This window comes from Amycolatopsis sp. NPDC049691, from assembly GCF_040675005.1.
Lineage (GTDB): Bacteria > Actinomycetota > Actinomycetes > Mycobacteriales > Pseudonocardiaceae > Amycolatopsis.
The window spans coordinates 417,592-439,571 of sequence record NZ_JBFANX010000005.1 but is presented as its reverse complement, the minus strand read 5'-3'; the positions used below and the strand labels follow the sequence as shown (position 1 = coordinate 439,571).

Below are 21,980 nucleotides of genomic sequence, written 5' to 3'. Positions count from 1 at the left end.
GGTGGCGACAGCGTTCAACGCCGCGGAGTACCTGCTCCTCGCCGGGCACCCGGACGCGACCGCGGTCGTGTCGCCCCGCCGCACGCTCACCTACGCCGAGCTGGCCGAGGAGTCCCGCCGCGTCGCGGGCGGCCTCGTCGAGCTCGGCGTGCGGCCCGAAGAGCGGGTCATGTTCTGCATGGTCGACGACGTCGAGCTGCTCACCGGCATCCTCGGCGCGATGCTGGCCGGCGCGGTCGCCGTGCCGGTCTCGACCATGGTCACCGGGCTCGAGCTGGGCAAGATGCTGGCCGACTCGCGGGCGCGCCTGCTGTGCGTCTCCGGCGAGTTCGCCGAACAGGCCGTGACGGCGCTGAGCTTCGCCCCCGAGGTCACCGACGTCCTGCTCGACCGGGCCGACGCCGACGGGTTCGCCGTCCGGACCCACCAGTGGTCGGACCTGGCCGGCTCGTTCCGAAGTGGACGGACGTGGGAGGACTCGCCCGCGCTGTGGCTGTACACGTCCGGGACGACGGGGCAGCCGAAGGGCGCGATGCACCGGCACGCGAGCATCCGCGCGGTCTGCGAAACGTACGCGCGGGGCGTGCTGGCGACGACGCCGGCCGACCGGTTCCTGTCCGTGCCGAAGCTCTTCTTCGCCTACGGGCTCGGCAATTCGTGCTTCTTCCCACTGGGCGCGGGCGGGACGACGCTGCTCGAGCCGTCGCGGCCGACCCCGGCGTTGTTCGCGCGGCGCGCGCGGGAAGAACAGCCGTCGTTGTTCTTCGCCGTCCCGACGTTCTACGCGGCACTGCTGGCCAGCGACGTCCCGGACGACTCGTTCGCCTCGGTGCGGCACGCGGTTTCGGCGGGCGAGCCGCTGCCCGCGTCCCTGTTCGAACGGGTCAAGAGCCGCTTCGGGCTGGAGATCCTCGACGGCATCGGCTCCACGGAGGCGTTGCACATCTTCCTGTCCAACCGGCCGGGCGCGGTGCGGCCGGGCACCACCGGCGTCGCGGTGCCGGGCTACTCCCTGCAGATCCGCGACGAAGCCGGCGCGGTGATCGACGCCGCGGGAAAGCCGGGCGAGCTGTTCGTCGCCGGCCCGTCGACGGCGACCGGCTACTGGGCCCGCTACGACGCGACGAAGCTCGTGTTCCAGGGCGAGTGGCTGCGGACCGGCGACAGCTACGTGCGCAACGAGGACGGCACGTACACCTGCCTCGGCCGGTTCGGCGACATGCTGAAGGCGGGCGGGATCTGGGTGTCACCGTCCGAAGTGGAGGAACGGCTGCGGCAGCACCCGGCGGTCGCGGAGGTGGCCGTGGTCGCCGCGCCGGACGCCGACGGGCTCGACAAGCCCGTGGCGTGCGTGGTGGCGGCGCCCGGTTTCCCGGTGGATCCGGACGAGCTGATCGAGTTCTGCCGCGAGGGCCTCGCGGCGTTCAAGCGACCGCGGGGCGTGGTCGAACTGGCGGAGCTGCCGAAGACGGCGACCGGCAAGATCCGCCGCAACGTGATCCGCGAGCAGGTCCGCGACGTGCTGCGGGTGGTGCCCAGTCCGTGATCGACGGGTACTTCGTGGTCGACGCGCACGTCCACACACCGCGCCTGCCGACGCTCAAACCCGCCTGGCTGCAGTGGGCGCACGACTTCGCGGGTTCTTATCCTTGGCGGTCGGTGTACTCCGATTCCGGGGAAGTGATCCCCTCGGCGATGGACGAGCTGATGGAGTCCGAGGGCGTCGACCGGGTGCTGCTGTTCTGCGAGTACAGCCCGCGGGCGACGGGCATCCAGTCCATTGAGGACAACCTGCCGCTGGTGGCGCACAACCCGGCGCGGTTCCGGCTCGTGGCGAACGTCAACCCGTACCTGCACCACCCGCCCGCGTCGGAGGTGGCGCGGCAGCTGGACCTGGGCGCGGTGGCACTGAAGATCCACCCCGTGCACGGCGCGTTTTCGCCGGCGGACAAGGAGCTGTACCCGGTTTACCAGCTGTGTCTGGAACGTGGAGTGCCGGTGATCCTCCATTCGGGAACGTCGAGCTTCCCGGGTTCCCGCACGAGTTTCGGGAACCCCGAGCTGATGTCCGACGTGGTCGAGGACTTCCCGTCGCTGCAGTTCGTCTTCGCCCACGGCGGCCGCGGCTGGTGGTACGACGTGGCGGCGTTCCTCGCGCTGGCGCGCGAGAACGTCTGGCTCGACCTGGCCGGGTTGCCGCCGAAGAAGCTGCCGGAGTACTACCAGCGCTTCGACCTGGCCCGGCTGGCGGGCAAGTTCGTGTTCGGCACGGACTGGCCCGGCGTGCCGTCGGTGGCGGCGAACGTCCGGACCCTGATCGGGCTGGGCTTGCCGGAGGACGTCCTGACCGGCGTGCTGTCGGGCAACGCGGTCAAGCTGATGCCGGGCCTAGCCTAGGATTTCGTGCAGGCAGAGGACGTTGCCCTCGCTGTCGGTGAACCACGCCGCCCGTTCGTTGCCCAGCTCGGCGATGTGGTCGACGGTCTTCAGGCCCTCCATCTCGAAGTCCTGGAACTTCACCCCGTGGCTTTCGAGAGCCGAAATCTCGCCGGGCAGGTCGGAGACTTCGAAGCTCAACGCCGTGTTCTCGCTCTGGCTGCCCGCCGGCATCGGGCGGAGGCCGATCGCGCCCGCGCCCGCCGCGAAGTACAGCGTTCCGTCCTCGCCCTTCCCCGTCTGCTGCAGGCCCAGGGAGTCCGCGTAGAAGTGGCCGGCGCGTTCGCTGTCGGTCACCGGGAGCATGGTCGTGATCGTCGAGTCGGTCAGCATCGGTTCATCCTGCGCCGGTGGTCGGGCGGCTGGCCAGAGCCGGTTTTTCAACGGAAGTGCCGGCGTTTGCGCGACCGGCGGCGACCGGCGGAACGGAAGGGGCCTCCCGCGCGGAGGGGGCGCGCGGGAGGCCCGGGGTCACTGCAGCGGTAGCAGCCCCCGCTCGGCGAACACGCCCTTGACCGTGAGCATCGCGTTGAACACCCGCGGGTTGCCCGCGAACGCGAGCAGGTGGATCACCGTCTCGACGATCTCCGCCGGCTTGAGCCCGACGTCGAGCGCCGCGTTGGTGTGGAACCGCAGCTGACGCTCGGTGTCACCCAGCGTGACCAAGGCCGCGATGGTGACCAGCTGACGCTGCGGCAGGTCGAGCCCCGGCCGCGTGTAGAGGTCGCCGAAGGCGAACTCGCCGACGAACGTCGCCAGGTCGGGGGCGACGTCGGCCAGGGGCTCGACGATGTTGGCGATGTCGCCGCCCATCTCGGCGAGGCGCGCCGCGCCGCGTTCGAAGCGGGCCGAGCGGTCCATCAGGCCGGGACCTTCGCGCTGTGCTTCTCGATGAACGTCAGCATGCGGCTCCAGGCGTCGTCGCAGGCTTCCTGCCACTCGTCGTACGTCGCGTCGAAGAAAGAGTGCGGGGCGCCCTCGTAGACGTGCATGTCGTAGGTCTTGCCCGCCGCGTCGAGGGACTTGGCGAAGGTCTCGAACTCTTCCGGCGTCGTCGCGACGTCGGCGCCGGCGAGCAGCAGCAGGAGTGGCGCCGAGATGTCGTCGACGACGTCGTGGACCAGCTTCGGGAGGCCGTAGAAGCCGATGACGCCGTTGACGCCCAGGTCGCTCGCCGACAGCCGCCAGGACTGGCCGCCGCCGAAGCAGAAGCCGACTGTGAAGACCGGGCCGGTGTTGAACTTCGTCAGGTGCTCGGCCGCCGCCTTGACGTCGGCCGCGACCTCGTCGGACTGCACCGACGGCAGGTACTGCTTCCAGTCGAACTCGTCGTCGCGGACGCCCACGCCGGCGGTGCGGCCGTAGTAGTCGATGGCCGCGGTGGTGAAGCCCGCCTGGGCGAAGCGGTTGGCCAGCGCCTGGTAGTACGGGTGCGTGCCGCGGATGTCCGGCAGGATGACGATGTTGACGCCGTTGGGCTCGGCGGGGATCGCGTGGAACGCGGAGAACACCGTGCCGTCGGCGGAGGTGAGCTCGAGCGCGCCGTCCTGGGCGACCTCACCGGGGTTCGCCAGGGCGGGCGGGCGGCTGTCCGTGCTGTGACACATTTCGTGTCCACCTTTCGGGATCCGGTTGTGTGCTGAAGCCAGTTTCGGGGCGCCCGCACGGCGCGGCCAGATCCCGCTTCGACCCCCGGACCAGGGGTACTGGTACTGGCAGGACCACGCTCGGCAGCACGTTCGTGCGGCACACTGGCCGTATGAGCGAGCAGAACGAGCTGGGCCGGTTCCTCAAGTCGCGGCGGGCCCGGATCGATCCCGGCGAGTCCGGCATCGAGGCGAACTCACGCCGTCGCGTCGCCGGGCTGCGCCGCGAGGAGGTCGCTTCGCTCGCCGGGATCAGCGTCGAGTACTACGTCCGGCTGGAGCAGGGGCGCGCGTCCCGCCCGTCGGAAGCGGTGCTCGACGCGATCGCCCGCGCGCTGAAGCTCGACCCCGACGAGCGCCGCTACCTCGACGGCCTGGCCCGCCCGCGGCCGTCGACGCGCTCGCCGCGCCCCGAACGCGTCCGCACCGAGCTGACGCAGCTGCTCGGAATGATGGACCGGGTGCCGGCGCTGGTCATCAACCACCGGATGGACGTGCTGGCCTGGAACCGGCTCGCCGCCCAGCTGTTCTTCGACTTCGACGCCGCGACGCCGCGCGAACGCAACCTCGCGCGCTTCGGCTTCCTCGACAACGACAGCAAGGAACGGTTCATCGACTGGCAGGACGTCGCCCGTGCGACGGTCGGCACGCTGCGCCTGGCCACCAGCCACCACGACGACGACGAGGTGCTCGCGACGCTGCTCGGCGAGCTGATGATGAAGAGCGAGCAGTTCCGGACGCTGTGGGCCGGCCGCGACGTCAAGCAGCGGACGCACGGCAGCAAGCGGTTCCGCCACCCGGTCGTCGGCGAGCTGACGCTGCGGTTCGAGAACTTCGACCTGCCCGGCGAGACCGGGCAGCGGCTGGTGGCGTTCAGCCCGGAGCCGGCCAGCCCGGCCGCGGAGGCGCTGGAGCTGCTGGCGATGTGGACCGGCCCCGAGGCGGAACGGGTCGCGTCCGAAGAATCCTGAGCCACCGACGGAACGGGCCCCCGGCATCAAGCCGGGGGCCCGTTCGCGTGCGGGTCAGCGCCAGGCGAGCTCGGCGCGGTGGCTGTCCTCGAACATGTGGTACCGCACGATCAGGCCGTCGCGGACGGTGAAGTGCAGGGCGAAGCGGCTGCGGAACACTCGGTCGGTGCGGTGGATCCGGTGCGCGAACTCGCCCAGCACCACGCCGTCTTCACCGTCGACGAGGATCTTGGTGATGTCGAACCGCTCGGTCGTGACGTCCTCGATCGCGATGCGCAGGAACTCGTCGAACGCGGCCACGGTGGACCGGAGGCCCGCCCACGGGACGAAGTCTTCCGCGCCCGCGACGAGGAAGTCGGCATCCGGCGAGAACAGCTCGAGCGCGCCCGCCCGGTCGCCGGCGCCGAAGCGGGTGAAGAACTCGCCGATGGTGGCGGCGGTGTCGCGGACGGTGGTCGGAGTGGACACAGGGGATCTCCTCAGGATGTGGCGACGACGGTCGCGAGGTGGGTGCGGATCGCGGCCGGCTCCACGGCGGCCACGTAGTGGTCGGGTCGCACGAGCGCGGCGGTGAACCCCTTGGGGCGCCATAGCTTCTCGCCGCCCGCGCGGGCGGGAGCCGTGAAGGACTCGGTGAGCGTCCCGTCCGCGTGCACCACGCGCAGCGTCAGCAGCTCGGGGTGCGCGGCCAGCAGGGCCCGGATCGCCGGGGCGTCGGCGGTGGCCAGCAGCGTGTACCGGTCGGTCGGCATGACCGAGCGCAGCGGCGAAACGGTGTTCCCGACGCGCACGGGGTCGTTCGGCAGCAGGTGTCCACTGAGGACCTTCGAGCGCCGGGTGCGCTTCTCGACCGGGCCCGCCACCGCCGCGCCCGCGGGGTAGTGGTTGGTCAGCCCGGCCAGCCACGGCGAGTAGTACCGGTCGAACAGGCCGAGCCGGTCGGCGAGCCCGGCCGCGAGGTCACGGGTCGTGGTCTGCCAGCGCTTCTTGAACATCCACGCCTTGGTCTGCGTCTGGGCCTGCTTGACCACCGCGGAGGCGACGGACGCCCGCTCGGTCCCGTAACTGTCGAACAGCCGCGGGGTTGCCAGGCCGCGGTGGACCAGCGCCAGCTTCCACGCCAGGTTGTGCGCGTCGGTGACGCCGGTGTTGAGGCCCTGCCCGCCCGCCGGGCTGTGCACGTGCGCCGAGTCGCCGGCCAGGAAGACCCGGCCGACCTGGAACTTCTCGGCGTGGCGTGCGTGGATGCTGAACGTCGTCAGCCAGTCGATGTCGTGCAGCCGCAGGCCGCCGGGGCCGAGCTTGTCGAGGTAGCCCTGCAGCACGGCGGGCGTCAGGTCCTCCGGGCGCAGGGTCGGCGGGCCGGCCGTGAACACGCGGAACCGGCCGTTGTAGAGCGGGACCAGCACCATGACCCCGCGCGAGGAGCAGTAGTAGTGCACGGCGTCGCGTTGCAGGTCGCCTTCGATCGAGCTGTCCGCGAGGATGAACAGGTTTTCGTAGGTGCTGCCCTGGAAATCGACACCGACGAACTTGCGCACGGAGCTGCTCGCGCCGTCGGCGCCCACGACGTAGGCGAAGCGCGTGAGCTCCTCGCGGCCGTCCGGCCCGGCCAGGGTGACCTCGACGCCGTCGGCGTCCTGGCGCAGGCCGGTGAGCGTGGTCTCCCATTCGGTGCTGCCACCGGCGTCGGCCAGCGACTTGCGCAGCAGCGTCTCGACGTCGGGCTGGGTGATCACCGAGGGCCGGGTCTCGGCGCCGAAGCCGATGCGGCAGACCTGCTTGCTCTCGGAGTAGTAGCGGAACGCGTCGATCGGCAGGCCGTAGGTGTCGATGTGCTCGCCGCCGCCGAGGAGGCGGAACACCTCGAGCGTGCGGGGCCAGACCATCAGGGCCTTCGTGAGCGGACTGGGCTCGGCCGCCTTGTCGACGAGCCGCACGGGCACGTCGCGGCGGGCGAGCTCGGCGGCGGCGGTGAGCCCGACCGGGCCGCCGCCGACGACCAGGACCGGTAGTTCCTCTGCCATGGTGCACTCCTTTCGGGTCAGGACGCGGCCGGGGCCAGTTCGTCCACAGTGGACGTCCGTTCGCGCAGCATCCAGGCGATGGCCGGCGCGCCGAGCGCGCAGACCGCGGCCAGCAGCCACAGCACGGTGTGGAACGCGGAGGTGTAGGAGCCGGACACGAACTCGGTGAACGCCTCGCGCCGGCCGGCGGGCACGGCCGCGGCGAGGTCGGCGATGCCGCCCTGGGCGGCCTTGTCGGCGACGGCGCCGGCGTCACCCGCGGCCGGGTACTGCCCGATGCCGCCGACGAGCCCGCTCTGCGTGAGGCTCACCAGCAGCGAGCCCATCCCGGCGATGGCGACGGCTTCGCCGGTCAGCCGCATGGTGTTGAACATCCCCGCGGCCATCCCGGCGCGCGAAGCGTCCACCGTGCTCACGGCCGCGCCGTCGAGCAGGCCGAACGAGATGCCGACGCCGGTGCCGATCACCAGCAGCGGGCCGAGCAGGGTGCCCACGCCCGACGTCCGGTCGATCGTGGTGAGCCAGGCGGCCCCGGCGGCGACGAGCAGGAGGCTGACGCCGAGCAGCACGCGCGGCGGCACGGTCTTGCTCACGGTGCCCGCCACCACCGGGAACACCAGCACCGGCACGGTCAGCAGCAGCATGGTGAGCCCGGCCCGCTGCGCGCTCATCCCGGTGATCCCGATGAAGAACGACGGCAGGAACACCAGCAGGCAGACGAAGCCGAACGCGAGCAGCACCGGCATCAGGCACACCGCGACGAACTTCGGCTGCCGGAACAGGCCGAGGTCGAACATCGGCCGGGCCTGGCGGTGTTCGACGACCACGAACGCGATGAGCAGCACGGCGAACGCGGCGTAGAGCACCAGCACCGCGGGCGCGGCCCAGCCCAGTTGCGGGCCTTCGACCAGGGCGAGGGTCAGGGCGAACAGGCTGCCGCTGAACGTCGTGGTGCCGAGCCAGTCGACGCCGGAGGCGTCCGGGTTGCGCGACTCGGCGAGCTTCGGCAGAGCGAGCAGCACGGCCGCGGCGATCAGCGCGTGGGTGAAGAACACCGACCGCCAGCCCCACAGGTCGACGAGCACGCCGGAGGTCGACGGGCCGAGCGCGAGGCCGAGGCCGAACGACGAACCGAGCCAGCCGAACGCCTTCATCCGCGCCGGGCCGTCGAAGGTCTGCGCCAGCATCGCCGACGCGGCGGTGAGCACGAGCGCGGCGGCGACACCCGCGGCGCCGCGCAGGACGTCGACCACCACGATGTTCGAGACCGAGCCGGCGGCCGCGGTACAGGCGACGAAGCCGACCAGGCCGGTGGCGAACATCCGCTTGCGGCCCAGCAGGTCGGCGAGCGCGCCGGAGGCGAGCATGACGCTCGCGAAGGTCAGGTTGTAGGCGTTGACGATCCATTGCAGGCTGACCAGCGAGACGCCGAGGTCGGCGCTGATCGCGGGCAGCGCGATCGACGTCCCGGTGAGGGACGCCGGCAACAGTCCACAAGCGACGCAGACGGCGACGAGCGTGATCGCCGGGCTCGCGCGCCGCGCGGACACGGGGGTTGACACGTCGGAACTCCTTAGCGGTTGGTCATTCGGAGACGTGCAGGACGATCTTTCCGGTGGTGCGCCCGGTTTCCCCGAGCTCGTGGGCCTTGGCGACGTCGGCCAGCGGCAGCACGTGGTCGAGGTGGACGCGCAGTTCTTCCCGCTCCACCAGGCGGGACAGCTCGGCGAGCCCGGCGGAGTCCGGCTCGACGAGGAACGGCGCGATGCGGACGCCGCGGTCGGCGGCGGCCGCGGTCAGCTCCGGCGCGACCTGGCCGATGGTGAGGATCAGCAGGCCGCCCGGTTTCAGCGTGTCGAGCAGCCCGAGGGTGTGCTCGCCGCCGAGCAGGTCGAGCACGACGTCCTGGCCCCGCACGGCTTCCCGGACGTCGACGGCGGTGTAGTCGATGGCTTCGTCGACCCCGACCGATGCGAGGAACTCGTGCTTGGCCTTCCGGGCGGTGCCGGTGACCACGGCGCCGCGCGCGTGCGCGATCTGCGCGGCGAGGTGGCCGACGCCGCCCGCGGCCGCGGTGACCAGCACGCGGTCGCCCGCGCCGATCCCGGCGACGTCGACCAGGGTCTGCCAGGCGGTCAGGCCCGCCATCGGCAGCGCCGCCGCCTCGGGGAAGCTCAGCGACGCGGGCTTGCGCGCGAACTGCCGGGCGGGCGCGGTGACGTACTCGCCGTAGCCGCCGGCCTGCCGCGGGAACCACAGGAGCCCGAACACTTCGTCGCCGGGCGAGAACCGCGTGACGCGCGGAGCGGCTTCGACGACGCCGGCGACGTCCCAGCCCTGGACGAACGGGTGCGCACCGAGCGCACCGGTGGGGAAGACGCCACTGCGGATCTTCCAGTCGACCGGGTTGACACCGGCGGCGCGCACGCGCACCAGCACCTCCGTCGGCACCGGCACCGGTGTGTCCACTTCAGACAGAACGAGGACGTCGGGATCGCCGGCGCCGGTGGTCTGCACGGCTTTCATGAGATTCCTGCTTTCAAGGTCAGTGGAGGCCGCTCAGCCGGCCCGCGCGCGGGGATCCGCGGCCAGCCGAGCCGCCCGGCCCGCTCGGTGAGGTCCGGGTCGTCGCCGACGACGACCGGGCAGCCGGTCAGTTCGAGCACCGCCCGGTCGGAAACGTCGTCGCCGTAGGAAAAGCAGTCGGCCAGGTCGATCCCGTGCCCGGCGGCGACCGCCGCGGCGGCCACCGCCTTGCGCCGGCCGACCATCGGCTCGGCGACCCGGCCGGTGTAGCGGCCGCCGTCGACCTCCGGTTCGGTGCAGACGACGACGTCCGCGCCGGTGAGCCGGGCGATCGGCTCGAGGCACGGGGGAAACGAGCCGGACAGCAGCACGACCAGGTCGCCGCTCGCCGAATGCGCGCGCAGCATGGTCAGCACGCGCGGGTCGAACAGGCCGCCGAGCGCACGTTCCAGCGCGAACCAGCGCCGGCCGCCGGTGACCAGGTCGGCCACCGAACGACCGGCGAAGGCCGTGTAGAACGCGCGGTTGGCTTCGACGCGGGACGCGCCCGCGGCCTTCAGCGCGGTCAGGTTCGCCATCGCGTCCACATAGGACTCCGGCGTGCCGCGGACCGCGCAGTCGTAGGCGAGGAACCGGAACAGGCTCGTGACGGTGAGCAGCGTCCCGTCGACGTCGAAGAAGGCCGCGCGGTGACAACCGGGGCTTCGCCCCGGGCCGGGGGCTCCGCCACCCGGACCCCCGAAAGCCGGGGTGGTCATCGGACCGCTGCGGTCTTCTCGTCCAAATAGGACAACGCTTCGCGGACGGTCAGGTCGTGGTGCAGGTCGCCCTCGGGGACGATCGCGCCGTACTCGCGCTGCACCCAGAGCGCGACCTCCATCAGGTGCAGCGAGTCGAGGCCGATCTCCTCGAGCGTGCGATCCGGGCCGAGCTCGTCGACCGGCAGCTCGGCCTTGTCGGCGAGCAGCTGGACGAGCCGGGCGTTGACGGTGGTTTCCATGGTTTCCCCTTCGGTCAGTTCCGCGGCAGTTCGGGCCACTCGAGCGTCACCGCGCCCCAGCTGGCCCCGCCGCCGAACGCGGTGAGCAGGACGCGGTCGCCCGCGGTGAGCAACCCGGCGCTCGCGGCGTCGTCGAGCGCGAGCGGGATCGAGGCGGCGGCGGTGTTGCCGTACTTGGCGAGGTTGGCGAAGGCGCGCTCCTCGGGCAGGCCGAGGTCTTCGGCGACCGCCCGCAGGATGCGGAGGTTCGCCTGGTGCCCGACGAGCCAGTCGATTTCGCCGGGCCGCCAGCCGGTGCGCGACAGCGCGGCTCGCGACGACGAAGCCATCCGCCGCACGGCGTTGGTGAAGACGGTCTTTCCCTGCATCTTCATGAAGTGGTCGCCCGGGTCGGCCGACGTCTTCGCCCGCGAGCCGCCTGCCGGGACGATGATCAGGTCGGCCAGCGCGCCGTCGCTGCCGAGGTCGAACCCGAGCAGCGCGCCGCGCTGGGACTCGTCCCCGGCTTCGAGCACCACTGCGCCGGCGCCGTCGCCGAAGATCGGCGCGGTCGTGCGGTCGTCCGGGTCGATGATCGTGGTGAACGCCTCGGCGCCGATCACCAGCACGCGGTCGGCGGTGCCGAGCGCGATCAGCCCGGCCGCCGTGGCCAGCGCGTACAAGAAGCCCGAGCACACGGCGGCGACGTCGTAGGCGGGGACCGTCCCGAGCCCGAGCCGGTCGGCGACCGTCGGCCCGGTGGCCGGGCAGAGGTGGTCCGGCGTCGTGGTGGCGAGCACCAGCGCGTCCACCGTGTCGGCGCCCGCCGACTTCAGCGCCCGCCGCCCGGCTTCGGTGGCGAGCTCGCTCGTCGCGATCCCGGGCTCGACCACCCGGCGCTCCCGGATGCCGGTGCGCGAGGTGATCCATTCGTCGGAGGTGTCCATCCGGGCGGCCAGCATCTCGTTGGTGACCACCCGGTCGGGGACGGTGGCGCCGAGTCCCCGCAGCACCGCGGCCCTGCTCATCCCGGCCTCCTTCACGAGACGGCCGAGACGGCCCAGGCGCGGTCCGACTCGATCGTCATGTCGACCGCGCGGTACTCCTCGCGGGCGCGTTCGATGGCCTCCTCGACGGTCATCACCGGCGCGAACCCGAACAGGTCGACGATCTTGTTGAGCCGCTCGGGCAGCGTGCCGCCGACGACGTGGCGCGGGATGCCCAGCTCGTCGATCGCGGCCGCGATGCCCTCGTCGGCCAGCCGGCGGAACCGCTCGTTGACCGGGCGGTGCCCGTCCTTGGCCAGCTCGAGCTCGTTGGGCAGGTGCACGAACGCGTCGTAGGTCGCGCGGACGTGGTCCTTGATCGCCGAGCCGAGTTGCGACATGACGGCGTCGAAGAACTCCATCTCGGGCGTGCGCGTGACGGTCTCGACGTCGGACAGGTGCACCGAGTCGTTCGGGTTGATTCCGACGATCACGCGCACCGCGCCGTAGAGCCACTCCTGCAGCGACGAGCCGTCGGAGACGAAGCCCTTGGTCAGGTGGCTCTCGTGCACGCAGCGCTCGACGTGGCGGCGCACGATGAGCTGGATCAGCTCCGCGCCGGTGCACTCCTCCAGGGTCTTGCCGGGCACGGCGATCGGCAGCAGCTCCCGCATGGTGCGGGCGCGGGTGCGCGGGATGTCGACGTAGTGCGCCAGCGCGTACGACGTCAGGGTCTTGCCGGACGAATAGGTGCCGGAAATGGCGAGTTTCACGGGATTCTCCTGGTTTCAGCTGCCGTGCGGCAGCGCGTGGGTGACGCCGCAGGTGAACGCGACGCCGGCGAACTCGGTGTGGATGTCGGCGGTGCGCCACACCCCGTCCTGCATCTCGACGAGCCGGGGCTCGGCGAGCCGGGTGTGCAGCGGCAGACCGCGGTCGAACGTCCGATGTGGACTGAGCGTGGTCAGCGTGGTGGTGCGCATCCAGAGGGTGTTGCTGTCGCGGCGGTGCATGCCGTCCAGCTCGTAGAGCAGGATCTGGGCCAGCTGCAGGCCGGTGGCGAAGGCGTCGACCATGGTCGGCGCGGGGGCGTAGGCCGCTTCGGCGCCCTGGCTCGCTTCCGCGTCGGTGAGCTCGACGCGCGCGGTCGCGCTCAGGGTGTCGAGGTCGACCTCGAGGTCGTCGATGCGGTGGCCGCCCCGGGTGAATCCCGAGCCGTAGTACCGGTTCTCGGCCGGTCCCAGCACGGTGTCGAGGCCCGGCAGCAGGTCGTGCCCGGCGACCGCGGCGCCGCCGCCGTGCTCGACCTCGCAGCGCACGCGCATAGCGCCCACCCGGCAGTCCACAACGGACACCGCGGGCAGCACCGTGCCGGTGCCGGTGCCGGTCAGCCGTCCTTCCAGCGGCAGTTCGGTGAGGTCTTCCTCCGGAGCGCGGCCGGCGCGGATCCGGACCCGGCGGACCCAGAGCGTCCGGTGCGCCTCGCCGTCGAGGCGGAACGCCCGCACGACGCAGGCTTCGGCGAGCTGGACGCCGAGCACGATCGCGTCGATGGTGCTCAGGTGCGGCCGCAGGTCGCCGTCGGCCTTCTTGGACCAGTCGCCGGGGTAGCTCAGCCCGACGTGCGTGGTCACGGTCGTGTCGTGCTCGCTCCGCACGTCGGCGACGACCGGCCCGAACCGGTAGCCGACCCGGCGGTAGCCGGCGGAGAAGAAGCGCTTCGCGCCCGGCCCGAGGTGGTCGTCGACGGCTTTGCGCAGGGATGTCCCGGTCATGTCAGTACGTCCGATCAAAAGGAGTTCGGTGAAAGAAAGAGGCAGCGGGCCGGATGGGTGAACCGACATCTACGGCGGCTGGACAACCAGAACTCAACCAGCCCGGCGTCGGCCCTGCCAGCGTTGGTTTGTACGCATACCGGTATGCGGGTACTGCCACCACCACTGTGATCTGGCCGACAGCGAGCGGCGGCCGGGAACGGGATCCGGCTTAGCCTGAAAAACGTCGCACCGTCCGCCGAAAACGTTTTCCGGCTCCCATTCACGGAGGATCATGATGAACGCCGAATTCCCCAGCCGCGCGATTCTCGTCGGCGACCAGGCGGAGCAGCTGATCGCGAAACTCGGGATCGTCATCGGCGAATGCCGCCCCGGCCTGGTGGTCGGCACGATGCCGGTGTCCGGGAACCGCCAGCCGGTCGGGATCATGCACGGCGGCGCGAACGCCGCGTTCGCCGAGACGCTCGGCTCGTTCGCGGCCTGGCAGCACGCGGGCCCCGGCGGGCAGGCGGTCGGGCTGGACCTGTCGTGCACCCACCACCGCTGGGTCGCTTCGGGCACCGTGAAAGGGGTGGCGACGCCGCTGCACGAGGGAAGATCGAGCGCGACCTACGAGATCGTCATCACCGACGACGCCGGCCGCCGCACCTGCACGGCCCGGCTGACCTGCGCCATCAGCCGCCGGGCGCCGCGGCCGCCACGGTGAGGCTGGTAGTCGGGGTACCAGTACCGGCCGTCCGGGGGAAGAACGCGGTCTGGCACGCGCGGCCCGGTGACTGGGACGCTCGTGACGCACTCCTGCCGAACCCCGGAGGTCGCCAGCCGTGGCCACGTCAAGCCCGCCCGCCCGTGCCACGCTGCTGCCCGGCGCCGGGATGCCCAAGGCGATGGGCACGCTGTTCGCGGTCGCGGCCGGGCTCGCGGTGGCCAACATCTACTACGTCCAGCCGCTGCTCACGGCCATCGCGGCCGAGTTCCACCGCGGCAGCGGCGCGGCGTCGCTGATCGTCACCGTGACGACCGCGGGCTACGCCGCCGGGCTGCTGCTCGTGGTGCCACTGGCGGACATCACCGACCGCCGGAAGCTGATCGTCGCGCTGCTTTCGGTCGTCGCCGTGCTCCAGGCGGTGTCGGCGGCGGCGCCGTCGATCGAGACGCTGACCGTGGTTTCCGCGGTGGTCGCGGGCAGTGCCGTGGTCGCGCCGATCATGGTCGCCTTCGCCGCGACGCTCGCCGCGCCCGCCGAACGCGGCGGGGTGACCGGCCGCGTGATGAGCGGCGTGCTGGTCGGCGTCCTGCTCGCGCGGACCGGCGGTGGTCTGGTCGCGCAATGGGCGGGCAGCTGGCGGGCGGTCTACGCGGCCGCCGCCGTGCTGATGGTCGTGCTCGCCGTGCTGCTGCACCGGAAACTGCCGACGGTCCCGGTCGGCGACCGGCTCGGCTACGGCAAACTGCTGCGCTCGGTCGTCGCCATCGTGCGCGAGGAACCGTTGCTGCGCCTGCGGTGCCTGTACGGCTTCCTGAGTTTCGCCGGCTTCAGCGCCTTCTGGGCGACGACGGCGTTCCTGCTGGCCGGCCCGCCCTACCGCTACGGCGAGGGCGTCATCGGCCTGTTCGGGCTGCTCGGCGCGGTGGGCGCGGTTGCCGCCCGCGTCACCGGCCGGTTCGTCGACCGCGGCTGGGAACGCTGGTCGACCGGCGCGCTGATGCTGGCGGTGCTGGTGTCCTGGGGCCTGATGGCGATCGACGGCGGCGGCGCGCTGGTGCCGCTGATCATCGGCGTGGTCGTGCTGGACCTCGGCGTCCAAGGCGTCCAGGTGGCCAACCTGAGTGCGATCTACGCTCTGCGCCCGGAGGCCCGCAGCCGGATCACGATGGCCTACACCGGCACGTACTTCCTCGGCGGCGCAGTGGGTTCCGGCGTCGCGGGCGCGGCCTACGCGGGCGGCGGCTGGCTCGCGGTGTGCCTGGCGGGCGGCGTTTTCGCCGTGCTCGCGCTGGCCGCGTGGGCGTTGCACGCCTGGTGGCGCTCGCGTTAACTCGTGATTTCGTGAAATCGGTTACCCGGGGATTTTTCGCGCGCCCGGTATTCGCTGCGAAGATCATCGGCTGTCACTGGTAGGCGTAGTTTTCAGAATTATTGCGCGCCGGAATGGAACTGCCCCATTTCCGCACTACTTCCGGTGTGTGCGCGGCTACGGCCTGCGCTTTTCCTTGACTTGTGTATTGACCCACTTAGTATGGAAGCATGAGTAAAACTGGGGGCTATAGCAGAAATCGAGTTGAACTGGGGCATTTTCTTCGAACCAAAAGATCGAGCCTGTCGCCCGCCGATATCGGCCTGTCCGTTTCGTCCGGTAAGCGGCGCACGCCCGGGCTGCGCCGCGAAGAAGTCGCCGTGGTCGCCGGTATCGGCACTTCTTGGTACGCCTGGCTCGAGCAGGGTCGCGACATCAACGTTTCGGAAAGCGTCGCGCGGGCGATCGGCCGGGCGCTGCGGCTGGACCCGTCCGAACTGCGTTACCTGTACCAGCTGCTGGGGATCAGCTTGGGGCGGGAAGCGGGCCTGGTGGCCGAGCCGCTGGGCCTGGACGCCGGCCAAGTCGTCGACGAATGGCTGCCCAACCCGGCGCTGGTGGTCGACGAGCTGTGGAACCTGCTCGACTTCAACGCCGCGGCCGAAGTGGTCTTCGGCATCGGGTCCGGCGACCGCAACCTGCTCGAAAGCTTCTTCACCAACGAGGAAGTGCGGTCGCGCTACTCGGATCCGGAGCGCGTCGAACGCGAGGCGGTCGCGCACTTCCGCGCGGCCGCGGCCGGCCGCTACAACGATCCCGGCTTCGGCAGGCTGATCGCGTCGCTCTGCTCGCGCAGCGAACGGTTCGCCGCGTTGTGGCGCAGTCACGAAGTGCTCGGCTCGTGGAAGAAGCGGAAGGAGATCGATCACCCGGAGGTCGGACGGCTGAGCTTCGACGTGCACGCCTGGCGGGTCGACGGGATCGACCACATCCGGCTGTTCCTGCACCTGCCCTGCCCGGCGTCCGACACCCGGGTGAAGCTGGAAAACCTGCTGCGCCAGCACGAACCGGTGCTGCGGGAGGCGCACCCCGCGGCCAGCTGAGTGCCGCCGGGAGCCCGAAGGCGTGCTCCCGCGGTTCAGCCGCCGTTGAACGCGCGCAGCGTCCGCATCGCTTCCGCGAGTGCCTGCGCGTCGTCGCCCAGCGGGGTCAGCACGATGCGGCGGAGGATCTCCGCCGCCGCCGAGCGGGCCTTGTTCGCCATGTCCAGGCCGTGGTCGGTCAGCGCCGCGAACGTGACGCGGCGGTCGTCCGGGCTGGGGATGCGGCAGATCAGGTCCGCGGCGACCAGGCGGTCGGCCACCTTCGTGAAGCCGCCGCTGGACAGTGCCGCCTCGGTGGCCAGCTTGGTCATCGGCATCCGGTGCTCGGGCGACCGGACCAGGCGCAGCAGGATGTCGAACGACGCCGGCGCGAGGCCGAGGCGGTCGGCGATCTCGCCCATCAGCTTGTCCTGCGTGGCCAGGTAGCCCTCGATCACCAGGCCCCACCACGTGACGATCTCGTCGTCGTCGGTCTTCGGATCCACGGCGCCAGCCTACCGGAAAGTCTGCACGGAATATATCTTGCGCGCGAGAGGTTCTGCGGTTACCTTGGAAATCAGGAGGCAACCATGTCGATCAAGACGTCCGGCCTGCACCACGTCACCGCGATCGGCGGCGACCCGCAGCGCAACGCCGACTTCTACCTGCGGACCCTGGGCCTGCGGCTGGTGAAGACCACCGTGAACTTCGACGACCCGGGCACCTACCACCTCTACTACGGCGACAGCTCCGGCAAGCCCGGCTCGCTGATGACCTTCTTCCCGTGGCCCGACGCGCCGAGCGGCCGCCACGGCACCGGCCAGGCGACGACGACGTCGTTCTCGATCCCCGAAGCGTCCCTGGGCTGGTGGAAGCAGCACCTGGCCGCGAACGGCGTCGAGACCGGGCAGGTCCGCAACGCCGACGACGAGGAAACGATCACCTTCCGCGACCCCGACGGCCTGAAGCTCGCCCTGGTCGCGCACCCGCAGGGCGACCCGCGCGACCCCTGGGACACCGAACTGGTCCCGGCCGCGCACGCCATCCGCGGCCTGCACTCGGTGACGCTCTCCGTGACCAAGGAGGACGCCACGGCCGGCATGCTCACCGACGGCCTCGGCCTCACCTTCGCCACCCAGGACAGCAACCGCCTGCGCTTCGCCGCCGGTGACGGCGGGCCGGGCGCGCTGGTCGACGTCCTCGTGACGCCGGACGCGCCGCGCGGGCTGGTCGCCGCGGGCACCGTGCACCACGTCGCCTGGCGCGCGCCCGACGAGGAGACCCAGAAGACCTGGCGCGAAGAGCTCGTCGACCAGGGCGTGCACGTCACGTCCATCCTGGACCGCCAGTACTTCCGGTCGATCTACTTCCGCGAGCCGGGCGGCACGCTGCTGGAGGTCGCGACCGACGAACCGGGCTTCGCCATCGACGAGCCGCTGCTGGAGCTGGGCCGCGCGCTCAAGCTGCCGCCGTGGCTGGAGCCGCGCCGCGAAGAGATCCAGCACATGCTGCCCAAGCTCAACCTCCCCGCCGAGAACAACCCGGAGCTGTCATGACGCTGGAGCACAAGTACGTCGAGGGCTCGCCGGACGCGCCGCTGCTGCTCCTGCTGCACGGCACCGGCGGCGGCCCCGACGACCTGCTCGGCCTGGCGCGCGAGCTGAGCCCGGACTCCGCCGTGCTGGCCCCGGCCGGCCCGGTGTCGGAGTACGGCGCCGCGCGCTGGTTCCGGCGGCTCGCCGAGGGCGTCTTCGACCACGAGGACGTCGTCAAGCGCGCGAACGAGCTCGCGGACTTCGTCGTCGAAGCGCGCGAGAAGTACGGCCTCGGGGACCGGCGGCTCGTCGCCGTCGGGTTCTCCAACGGCGCCAACATCGCGGCCGCGGTGACGCTGCTGCGGCCGGAGGTCGTCCGCGAAGCCGCGCTGTTCGCGGCGATGTCGCCGGTCCCGGACCCGCCATCGCACGACCTGAGCGCGACGCGGGTCTTCCTGGCCAACGGCGAACGCGACCCGATGGCGCCGCTGGCGTCCACCGAGGAGCTGATCCGGCTGCTGCGCGAGCGCGGTGCCGACGTCGTCACGCAGCGCCACCCCGGCGGGCACCAGATCACGCTCGACGGCGTCCGCGCGGCCGCGAAGTGGATCATGACCTGACGTTTGTACGGACCGTATACCGGTGCGTCCTACGATCGGGCGATGACTAACGAGGCACTACAGCGTGCTACCGAACTGCTGGACGCGGTCATCCTCGCGGACGGGCACAATGACCTGCCGTGGGAACTGCGGACGCACGGCGGCCCGAACCCGGTCGAGGCGGCCGCGTCGCTCGACCTGACCGTGCGGCAGCCCGCCCTGCACACCGACTTCCCGAAGCTCGCGGACGGGAAGCTCGGCATGCAGTTCTGGTCGGTGTACGTGCCGTGCGAGTTCGAGGGCCACAGCGCCGTGACGGCGGTGCTGGAGCAGATCGAGGTCGTCCACCAGCTGGCCGAGCGCTACCCGGACCGGCTGCGGCTGGTCGACACCGCGGACGAGGCCGAGGCCGCGTTCGCCGACGGCCGGATCGCGTCGCTGCTCGGCGCCGAAGGCGGGCACAGCATCGCCGAGTCGCTCGGCGTGCTGCGGATCCTGCGCCGCCTCGGCGTCCGGTACATGACGCTGACGCACAACTACAACACCACCTGGGCCGACTCGGGCACCGACGAGCCGGTCCACGGCGGCCTCACCGAGTTCGGCCGCGACGTCGTGCGCGAGATGAACAAGATCGGCATGATGGTCGACCTTTCGCACGTCGCGCCGTCGACCATGCGGGACGCGATCGAGGTCAGCTCGGTGCCGGTGATCTTCAGCCACTCCTCGTGCCTCGCGGTCAACGACCACCCGCGCAACATCCCGGACGACGTACTGGCGCTGCTGCCCGGCAACGGCGGCGTCGCGATGACGACGTTCGTGCCCGCGTTCATCTCGCCGAAGGTCTCCGCGTGGGACCAGGAGCTGAAGGCCGCCATGGAGGCCGCGGGCAAGGACTACCGGAACCTCGGGCTCCGGGGGGAGTTCGCGAAGGGGTGGGACGGCCCGGCGAAGCCGAAGGCCACCGTCGAGGACGTCGTCGCGCACGTCGAGCACGCCCGCGAGGTCGCCGGCATCGACCACATCGGCCTCGGCGGCGACTACGACGGCGTCGGCACGCTGCCGGAGGGGCTGGAGGACACGTCCAAGTACCCGGTGTTGTTCGCGGCGCTGCTCGAGCGCGGGTGGAGTGAGGAAGACTGCGCGAAGCTCGCCGGCAAGAACACGCTCCGCGTGCTGCGGGAGGTTGACGGTTTCGCCCGTTAGGGGGTTTGACGCGGCGCTCCCCGCGTGCCGGACGGACACTGAGGACATGACGCACGCGCGCGGGGGCGCGGCCGACCGCCCCACCGGCCCCACCAGCCACGACCTGCCCGGATCCGATGGCCCCGGCCGCCACGAGGCGGCCGGCACCGAGGTGCCCGAGGGCGCTCTCGAGCCCGCCGAGCTGCGGGCGGGCGACGTCCGGCCCGGCGCCGAGGAGGTCGCGCCGGTGCGCCCGGCGCCGAGCAGGCCCGCGGCCGGCAAGAAGCCGCGGCCGACGCGGATCAGCGGCACCTGGGTCGCGGTCATCGCCGGCCTCGTCGTGCTGATCGTGCTGCTGATCTTCATCCTGCAGAACCTGGACTCGGTGACCGTGCACTTCTTCGGCGCCGAGGGCAGCCTGCCGCTGGCCATCGCGATGCTGTTCTCCGCGAGCGGCGGCGCGGCACTGGTCGCGCTGATCGGCGGCGCCCGGATCCTGCAGCTGCGGAAGCAGGCGCGCCGCCGCTGAGCTTCAGACGATGATCGACGTCATCGTCAGTACCCGCGCGCAAACGTTTTCGTCGCCGGTCGTCCGGACGCGGCCGAGGTCGGCGGCGTTGCGCGTGCAGAGCCGCCAGAACGTGTCCAGGTCCGTCGTTACGGTGGCCAGCGGAGTGCGCGACGGCGGGGCGCCGCGGTCGAGCGTCCAGCCGTCGCGCTCGCGGCGCGCGTGCCACTTGCCGGCGCCGGTGACCGTGTAGCCGACCTGCTTGCCGACGCGCGCGTCGACGTCGCGCAGCGTGTGCGGCAGCGCGCGGACGAACGTGTCGGCGATCGGCTCGGCGTACTCCGCCGCCAGCGGCGTGTGTTCGAGGGCCTCGCGGATCTGGACGTGGTGGACCCAGAACTCCGAATAGTCGCGGGCCGCGTCCAGCCAGCGCGGCGCCGGCTCGTCACCCGCCCAGCTCACCGGCTCGCCTTCGGCGTCGAGGTCCAGCTTCGCCCAGTACTCGGTCGTCTGGCCCATGAACTCGTACATCATCGTGAGCAGCACGTCCGTCGAGAGCCGGCGGCACGCGACCACCCACTCCTCGTTGATCCGGTCGACGAACCGCGGGAACGACTCACCCGGACGGGGGGATTCCGAAGTGTGCCCGTCGCGGCCGCGGGACAGCCGGCCGACCTTGTCGCCCAGCAGGTGGGCGGCGACGTCCTTGACGGTCCAGCCCGTGCACATCGTCGGCCGCGTCCAGTCTTCGTCGGTCAGTGCGCCGAGCAGCGTCATCAGCGCTTGTTCTTCCTTCGAGAAGTACGGGAGGACGTCGATCGGCGGGCCCCAGCGCGTCGGACTCATGTGTGCATATAAACACCGCCACTTGGCCTACCCGCAGGTAGCATCAGCCCGTACGCAGAGGGGAGTGGCCTGGTGAACGCAGAGCGACCGAACGGCCGGGGCACCGGCGACGAGGTGGCCGACCTCGCCCGCCGCGCCGGGCAGCTGGCGGGCTGGGCCGCGCGCACCGGCTTCGCGCTGGGCCGCAAGCTCCCCGGCGTCGAGACCGCCGAACGCACGGTCCGGCAGGTGGAGCACCAGCTGCTGAGCGAGCTGCGACGCCGCCTCGACGAGGTCGACGACCCGTACCACGCGGCGCTGACGGCGGCGTCGGCGATGAACCGCCCGGCGGTGCCCGGGAAGGTGGAAGCCACTGTCACGCTCATCCCGGCGCGCGACAACCACACCGAGCCGCTGCGCGCCGCGATGGCCGAGTTGCTCAACCACTCCATCGGCTTCGGCCGCGACCGCGCTCGCGAATACTTCTACGCGATCATCCTGCGCCAGCTGACGCCCGACGAGGCACGCATCCTGTCCGCGCTGTCGGACGGCTCGCCGTTCCCCGCGGTGGACGTCGTCGAGCGGACCGGCCTGGGCGGCGCCGGGCGCGTCGCGCTGCGCAACGCCTCGACGGTCGGCAAGGCGGCCGGGGTTTCGCTGCCGGACCAGGTGCCCGGGTACGTGACGCGGCTGATCGGGCTGGGCCTGGTCGACCTCGACGAAGAGGTGCCGTCGCTGGAGACGCAGTACGAGATCCTGCTGACCGACGAAACCGTGCGCGAGGCGGAGAAGCACGTCAAGCGCGCGAAGTTCGTCCGGCGGACGATCCACATCTCGCGCCTGGGGGCGCAGTTCTGGCAGGCCTGCGACCCGAGCTTCGGCTGA

The 21,980-nt window shown here is 71.4% G+C and carries 25 protein-coding genes; 11 read left to right on the top strand and 14 right to left on the bottom strand.

Features of this window, described 5'->3' with window-relative positions; all coding sequences use genetic code 11:
- The first annotated feature begins 1 nt into the window (after window position 1).
- Together AB0J40_RS14760 and AB0J40_RS14755 are read left to right on the top strand one after the other, a co-directional pair.
- Window positions 2–1,546 carry a benzoate-CoA ligase family protein gene (locus AB0J40_RS14760; RefSeq protein ID WP_364452411.1) on the top strand — a complete coding sequence of 515 codons (1,545 nt, stop codon included), beginning with the start codon at window positions 2–4 and terminating at the stop codon, window positions 1,544–1,546.
- Entirely contained in the window at window positions 1,543–2,397 is an 855-nt protein-coding gene (locus AB0J40_RS14755; RefSeq protein ID WP_364452408.1) for an amidohydrolase family protein, read from the top strand. The genes AB0J40_RS14760 and AB0J40_RS14755 overlap by 4 nt, the downstream gene beginning before the upstream one ends.
- On the opposite strand, the gene AB0J40_RS14750 is transcribed toward AB0J40_RS14755, so the two are convergent.
- From AB0J40_RS14750 to AB0J40_RS14740, 3 genes are all read right to left on the bottom strand, one after another.
- Entirely contained in the window at window positions 2,389–2,769 is a 381-nt protein-coding gene (locus AB0J40_RS14750) for a VOC family protein (protein WP_364452405.1), read from the bottom strand. The two genes, AB0J40_RS14755 and AB0J40_RS14750, sit on opposite strands and share 9 nt — an antisense overlap.
- A gap of 138 nt (window positions 2,770–2,907) precedes the next feature.
- The gene (locus tag AB0J40_RS14745) at window positions 2,908–3,297 is read right to left on the bottom strand and encodes a carboxymuconolactone decarboxylase family protein (RefSeq protein ID WP_364452403.1); all 390 of its coding nucleotides are present in this window, start codon (window positions 3,295–3,297) and stop codon (window positions 2,908–2,910) included.
- Window positions 3,297–4,043, bottom strand: coding sequence for a dienelactone hydrolase family protein (locus AB0J40_RS14740; protein ID WP_364452402.1), 747 nt, complete (start codon window positions 4,041–4,043; stop codon window positions 3,297–3,299). The genes AB0J40_RS14745 and AB0J40_RS14740 overlap by 1 nt, the downstream gene beginning before the upstream one ends.
- A 152-nt stretch (window positions 4,044–4,195) precedes the next feature.
- Here AB0J40_RS14740 and AB0J40_RS14735 point away from each other — a divergent pair, with 152 nt between their 5' ends.
- Window positions 4,196–5,053 (top strand): helix-turn-helix transcriptional regulator, encoded by an 858-nt coding sequence (locus tag AB0J40_RS14735; RefSeq protein WP_364452400.1) that lies wholly within the window; start codon window positions 4,196–4,198, stop codon window positions 5,051–5,053.
- Between the two features lie 54 nt (window positions 5,054–5,107).
- Here the strand turns inward: AB0J40_RS14735 and AB0J40_RS14730 are convergent, their stop codons facing one another.
- From AB0J40_RS14730 to AB0J40_RS14690, 9 genes are read right to left on the bottom strand one after another with little or no spacing between them, the layout of a single operon-like run.
- Window positions 5,108–5,521: a nuclear transport factor 2 family protein gene (locus AB0J40_RS14730; RefSeq protein ID WP_364452397.1), complete on the bottom strand. Its 414-nt coding sequence runs from the start codon at window positions 5,519–5,521 to the stop codon at window positions 5,108–5,110.
- A gap of 11 nt (window positions 5,522–5,532) precedes the next feature.
- Window positions 5,533–7,080 (bottom strand): FAD-dependent monooxygenase, encoded by a 1,548-nt coding sequence (locus tag AB0J40_RS14725; protein ID WP_364452394.1) that lies wholly within the window; start codon window positions 7,078–7,080, stop codon window positions 5,533–5,535.
- Between the two features lie 17 nt (window positions 7,081–7,097).
- Entirely contained in the window at window positions 7,098–8,642 is a 1,545-nt protein-coding gene (locus AB0J40_RS14720; RefSeq protein WP_364452391.1) for an MFS transporter, read from the bottom strand.
- Between the two features lie 22 nt (window positions 8,643–8,664).
- Entirely contained in the window at window positions 8,665–9,606 is a 942-nt protein-coding gene (locus AB0J40_RS14715; protein ID WP_364452389.1) for an NADP-dependent oxidoreductase, read from the bottom strand.
- Window positions 9,603–10,364: an HAD-IB family hydrolase gene (locus AB0J40_RS14710; protein ID WP_364452387.1), complete on the bottom strand. Its 762-nt coding sequence runs from the start codon at window positions 10,362–10,364 to the stop codon at window positions 9,603–9,605. Before AB0J40_RS14710 ends, AB0J40_RS14715 begins: the two co-directional genes overlap by 4 nt.
- Complete coding sequence (locus tag AB0J40_RS14705) at window positions 10,361–10,606, bottom strand: acyl carrier protein (protein WP_364452384.1); 246 nt, start codon at window positions 10,604–10,606, stop codon at window positions 10,361–10,363. Before AB0J40_RS14705 ends, AB0J40_RS14710 begins: the two co-directional genes overlap by 4 nt.
- A 14-nt stretch (window positions 10,607–10,620) precedes the next feature.
- On the bottom strand, window positions 10,621–11,613 hold the full coding sequence (locus tag AB0J40_RS14700) for a beta-ketoacyl-ACP synthase III (RefSeq protein WP_364452381.1): 993 nt from the start codon (window positions 11,611–11,613) through the stop codon (window positions 10,621–10,623).
- An 11-nt stretch (window positions 11,614–11,624) separates the two neighbouring features.
- A complete protein-coding gene (locus tag AB0J40_RS14695) occupies window positions 11,625–12,344 on the bottom strand; it encodes an AAA family ATPase (RefSeq protein ID WP_364452380.1) in 720 nt (239 codons plus the stop codon).
- Between the two features lie 15 nt (window positions 12,345–12,359).
- Window positions 12,360–13,346 (bottom strand): AvrD family protein, encoded by a 987-nt coding sequence (locus tag AB0J40_RS14690; RefSeq protein ID WP_364452377.1) that lies wholly within the window; start codon window positions 13,344–13,346, stop codon window positions 12,360–12,362.
- A gap of 277 nt (window positions 13,347–13,623) precedes the next feature.
- Here AB0J40_RS14690 and AB0J40_RS14685 point away from each other — a divergent pair, with 277 nt between their 5' ends.
- The 3 genes from AB0J40_RS14685 to AB0J40_RS14675 all read left to right on the top strand — a co-directional run bounded on the left by AB0J40_RS14685 (window position 13,624) and on the right by AB0J40_RS14675 (window position 16,467).
- A complete protein-coding gene (locus tag AB0J40_RS14685) occupies window positions 13,624–14,052 on the top strand; it encodes a hotdog fold thioesterase (RefSeq protein WP_364452585.1) in 429 nt (142 codons plus the stop codon).
- Between the two features lie 118 nt (window positions 14,053–14,170).
- The gene (locus tag AB0J40_RS14680; RefSeq protein ID WP_364452375.1) at window positions 14,171–15,385 is read left to right on the top strand and encodes an MFS transporter; all 1,215 of its coding nucleotides are present in this window, start codon (window positions 14,171–14,173) and stop codon (window positions 15,383–15,385) included.
- A 209-nt stretch (window positions 15,386–15,594) separates the two neighbouring features.
- Window positions 15,595–16,467: a helix-turn-helix transcriptional regulator gene (locus AB0J40_RS14675; protein ID WP_364452373.1), complete on the top strand. Its 873-nt coding sequence runs from the start codon at window positions 15,595–15,597 to the stop codon at window positions 16,465–16,467.
- A 35-nt stretch (window positions 16,468–16,502) separates the two neighbouring features.
- On the opposite strand, the gene AB0J40_RS14670 is transcribed toward AB0J40_RS14675, so the two are convergent.
- Window positions 16,503–16,952, bottom strand: coding sequence for a MarR family transcriptional regulator (locus tag AB0J40_RS14670; RefSeq protein ID WP_364452370.1), 450 nt, complete (start codon window positions 16,950–16,952; stop codon window positions 16,503–16,505).
- 84 nt (window positions 16,953–17,036) lie between these two features.
- On the opposite strand from AB0J40_RS14670, the gene AB0J40_RS14665 reads away from it, so the two are divergent.
- From AB0J40_RS14665 to AB0J40_RS14650, 4 genes are read left to right on the top strand one after another with little or no spacing between them, the layout of a single operon-like run.
- A complete protein-coding gene (locus AB0J40_RS14665) occupies window positions 17,037–18,002 on the top strand; it encodes a ring-cleaving dioxygenase (protein ID WP_364452367.1) in 966 nt (321 codons plus the stop codon).
- Complete coding sequence (locus AB0J40_RS14660) at window positions 17,999–18,601, top strand: alpha/beta hydrolase (RefSeq protein ID WP_364452365.1); 603 nt, start codon at window positions 17,999–18,001, stop codon at window positions 18,599–18,601. The genes AB0J40_RS14665 and AB0J40_RS14660 overlap by 4 nt, the downstream gene beginning before the upstream one ends.
- 42 nt (window positions 18,602–18,643) lie before the next feature.
- Window positions 18,644–19,783 carry a dipeptidase gene (locus AB0J40_RS14655; protein ID WP_364452362.1) on the top strand — a complete coding sequence of 380 codons (1,140 nt, stop codon included), beginning with the start codon at window positions 18,644–18,646 and terminating at the stop codon, window positions 19,781–19,783.
- Between the two features lie 46 nt (window positions 19,784–19,829).
- Window positions 19,830–20,291 (top strand): lipopolysaccharide assembly protein LapA domain-containing protein, encoded by a 462-nt coding sequence (locus AB0J40_RS14650; RefSeq protein ID WP_364452359.1) that lies wholly within the window; start codon window positions 19,830–19,832, stop codon window positions 20,289–20,291.
- Window positions 20,292–20,294: 3 nt separating this feature from the next.
- Here the strand turns inward: AB0J40_RS14650 and AB0J40_RS14645 are convergent, their stop codons facing one another.
- Window positions 20,295–21,116, bottom strand: a complete 822-nt coding sequence (locus tag AB0J40_RS14645; RefSeq protein ID WP_364452357.1) for a maleylpyruvate isomerase family mycothiol-dependent enzyme — start codon at window positions 21,114–21,116, stop codon at window positions 20,295–20,297.
- Window positions 21,117–21,188: 72 nt separating this feature from the next.
- On the opposite strand from AB0J40_RS14645, the gene AB0J40_RS14640 reads away from it, so the two are divergent.
- Window positions 21,189–21,980: an Abi-alpha family protein gene (locus AB0J40_RS14640; RefSeq protein ID WP_364452354.1), complete on the top strand. Its 792-nt coding sequence runs from the start codon at window positions 21,189–21,191 to the stop codon at window positions 21,978–21,980.

Bases quoted from the DNA above. Each gene is read 5' to 3' on its own strand.
- AB0J40_RS14750 (WP_364452405.1), bottom strand. From the start codon at position 2,769: ATGCTGACCGACTCGACGATCACGACCATGCTCCCGGTGACCGACAGC.
- AB0J40_RS14745 (WP_364452403.1), bottom strand. From the start codon at position 3,297: ATGGACCGCTCGGCCCGCTTCGAACGCGGCGCGGCGCGCCTCGCCGAG.
- AB0J40_RS14740 (WP_364452402.1), bottom strand. From the start codon at position 4,043: ATGTGTCACAGCACGGACAGCCGCCCGCCCGCCCTGGCGAACCCCGGT.
- AB0J40_RS14735 (WP_364452400.1), top strand. From the start codon at position 4,196: ATGAGCGAGCAGAACGAGCTGGGCCGGTTCCTCAAGTCGCGGCGGGCC.
- AB0J40_RS14725 (WP_364452394.1), bottom strand. From the start codon at position 7,080: ATGGCAGAGGAACTACCGGTCCTGGTCGTCGGCGGCGGCCCGGTCGGG.
- AB0J40_RS14715 (WP_364452389.1), bottom strand. From the start codon at position 9,606: ATGAAAGCCGTGCAGACCACCGGCGCCGGCGATCCCGACGTCCTCGTT.
- AB0J40_RS14710 (WP_364452387.1), bottom strand. From the start codon at position 10,364: ATGACCACCCCGGCTTTCGGGGGTCCGGGTGGCGGAGCCCCCGGCCCG.
- AB0J40_RS14705 (WP_364452384.1), bottom strand. From the start codon at position 10,606: ATGGAAACCACCGTCAACGCCCGGCTCGTCCAGCTGCTCGCCGACAAG.
- AB0J40_RS14700 (WP_364452381.1), bottom strand. From the start codon at position 11,613: ATGAGCAGGGCCGCGGTGCTGCGGGGACTCGGCGCCACCGTCCCCGAC.
- AB0J40_RS14690 (WP_364452377.1), bottom strand. From the start codon at position 13,346: ATGACCGGGACATCCCTGCGCAAAGCCGTCGACGACCACCTCGGGCCG.
- AB0J40_RS14685 (WP_364452585.1), top strand. From the start codon at position 13,624: ATGAACGCCGAATTCCCCAGCCGCGCGATTCTCGTCGGCGACCAGGCG.
- AB0J40_RS14675 (WP_364452373.1), top strand. From the start codon at position 15,595: ATGAGTAAAACTGGGGGCTATAGCAGAAATCGAGTTGAACTGGGGCAT.
- AB0J40_RS14665 (WP_364452367.1), top strand. From the start codon at position 17,037: ATGTCGATCAAGACGTCCGGCCTGCACCACGTCACCGCGATCGGCGGC.
- AB0J40_RS14660 (WP_364452365.1), top strand. From the start codon at position 17,999: ATGACGCTGGAGCACAAGTACGTCGAGGGCTCGCCGGACGCGCCGCTG.
- AB0J40_RS14655 (WP_364452362.1), top strand. From the start codon at position 18,644: ATGACTAACGAGGCACTACAGCGTGCTACCGAACTGCTGGACGCGGTC.
- AB0J40_RS14650 (WP_364452359.1), top strand. From the start codon at position 19,830: ATGACGCACGCGCGCGGGGGCGCGGCCGACCGCCCCACCGGCCCCACC.
- AB0J40_RS14645 (WP_364452357.1), bottom strand. From the start codon at position 21,116: ATGAGTCCGACGCGCTGGGGCCCGCCGATCGACGTCCTCCCGTACTTC.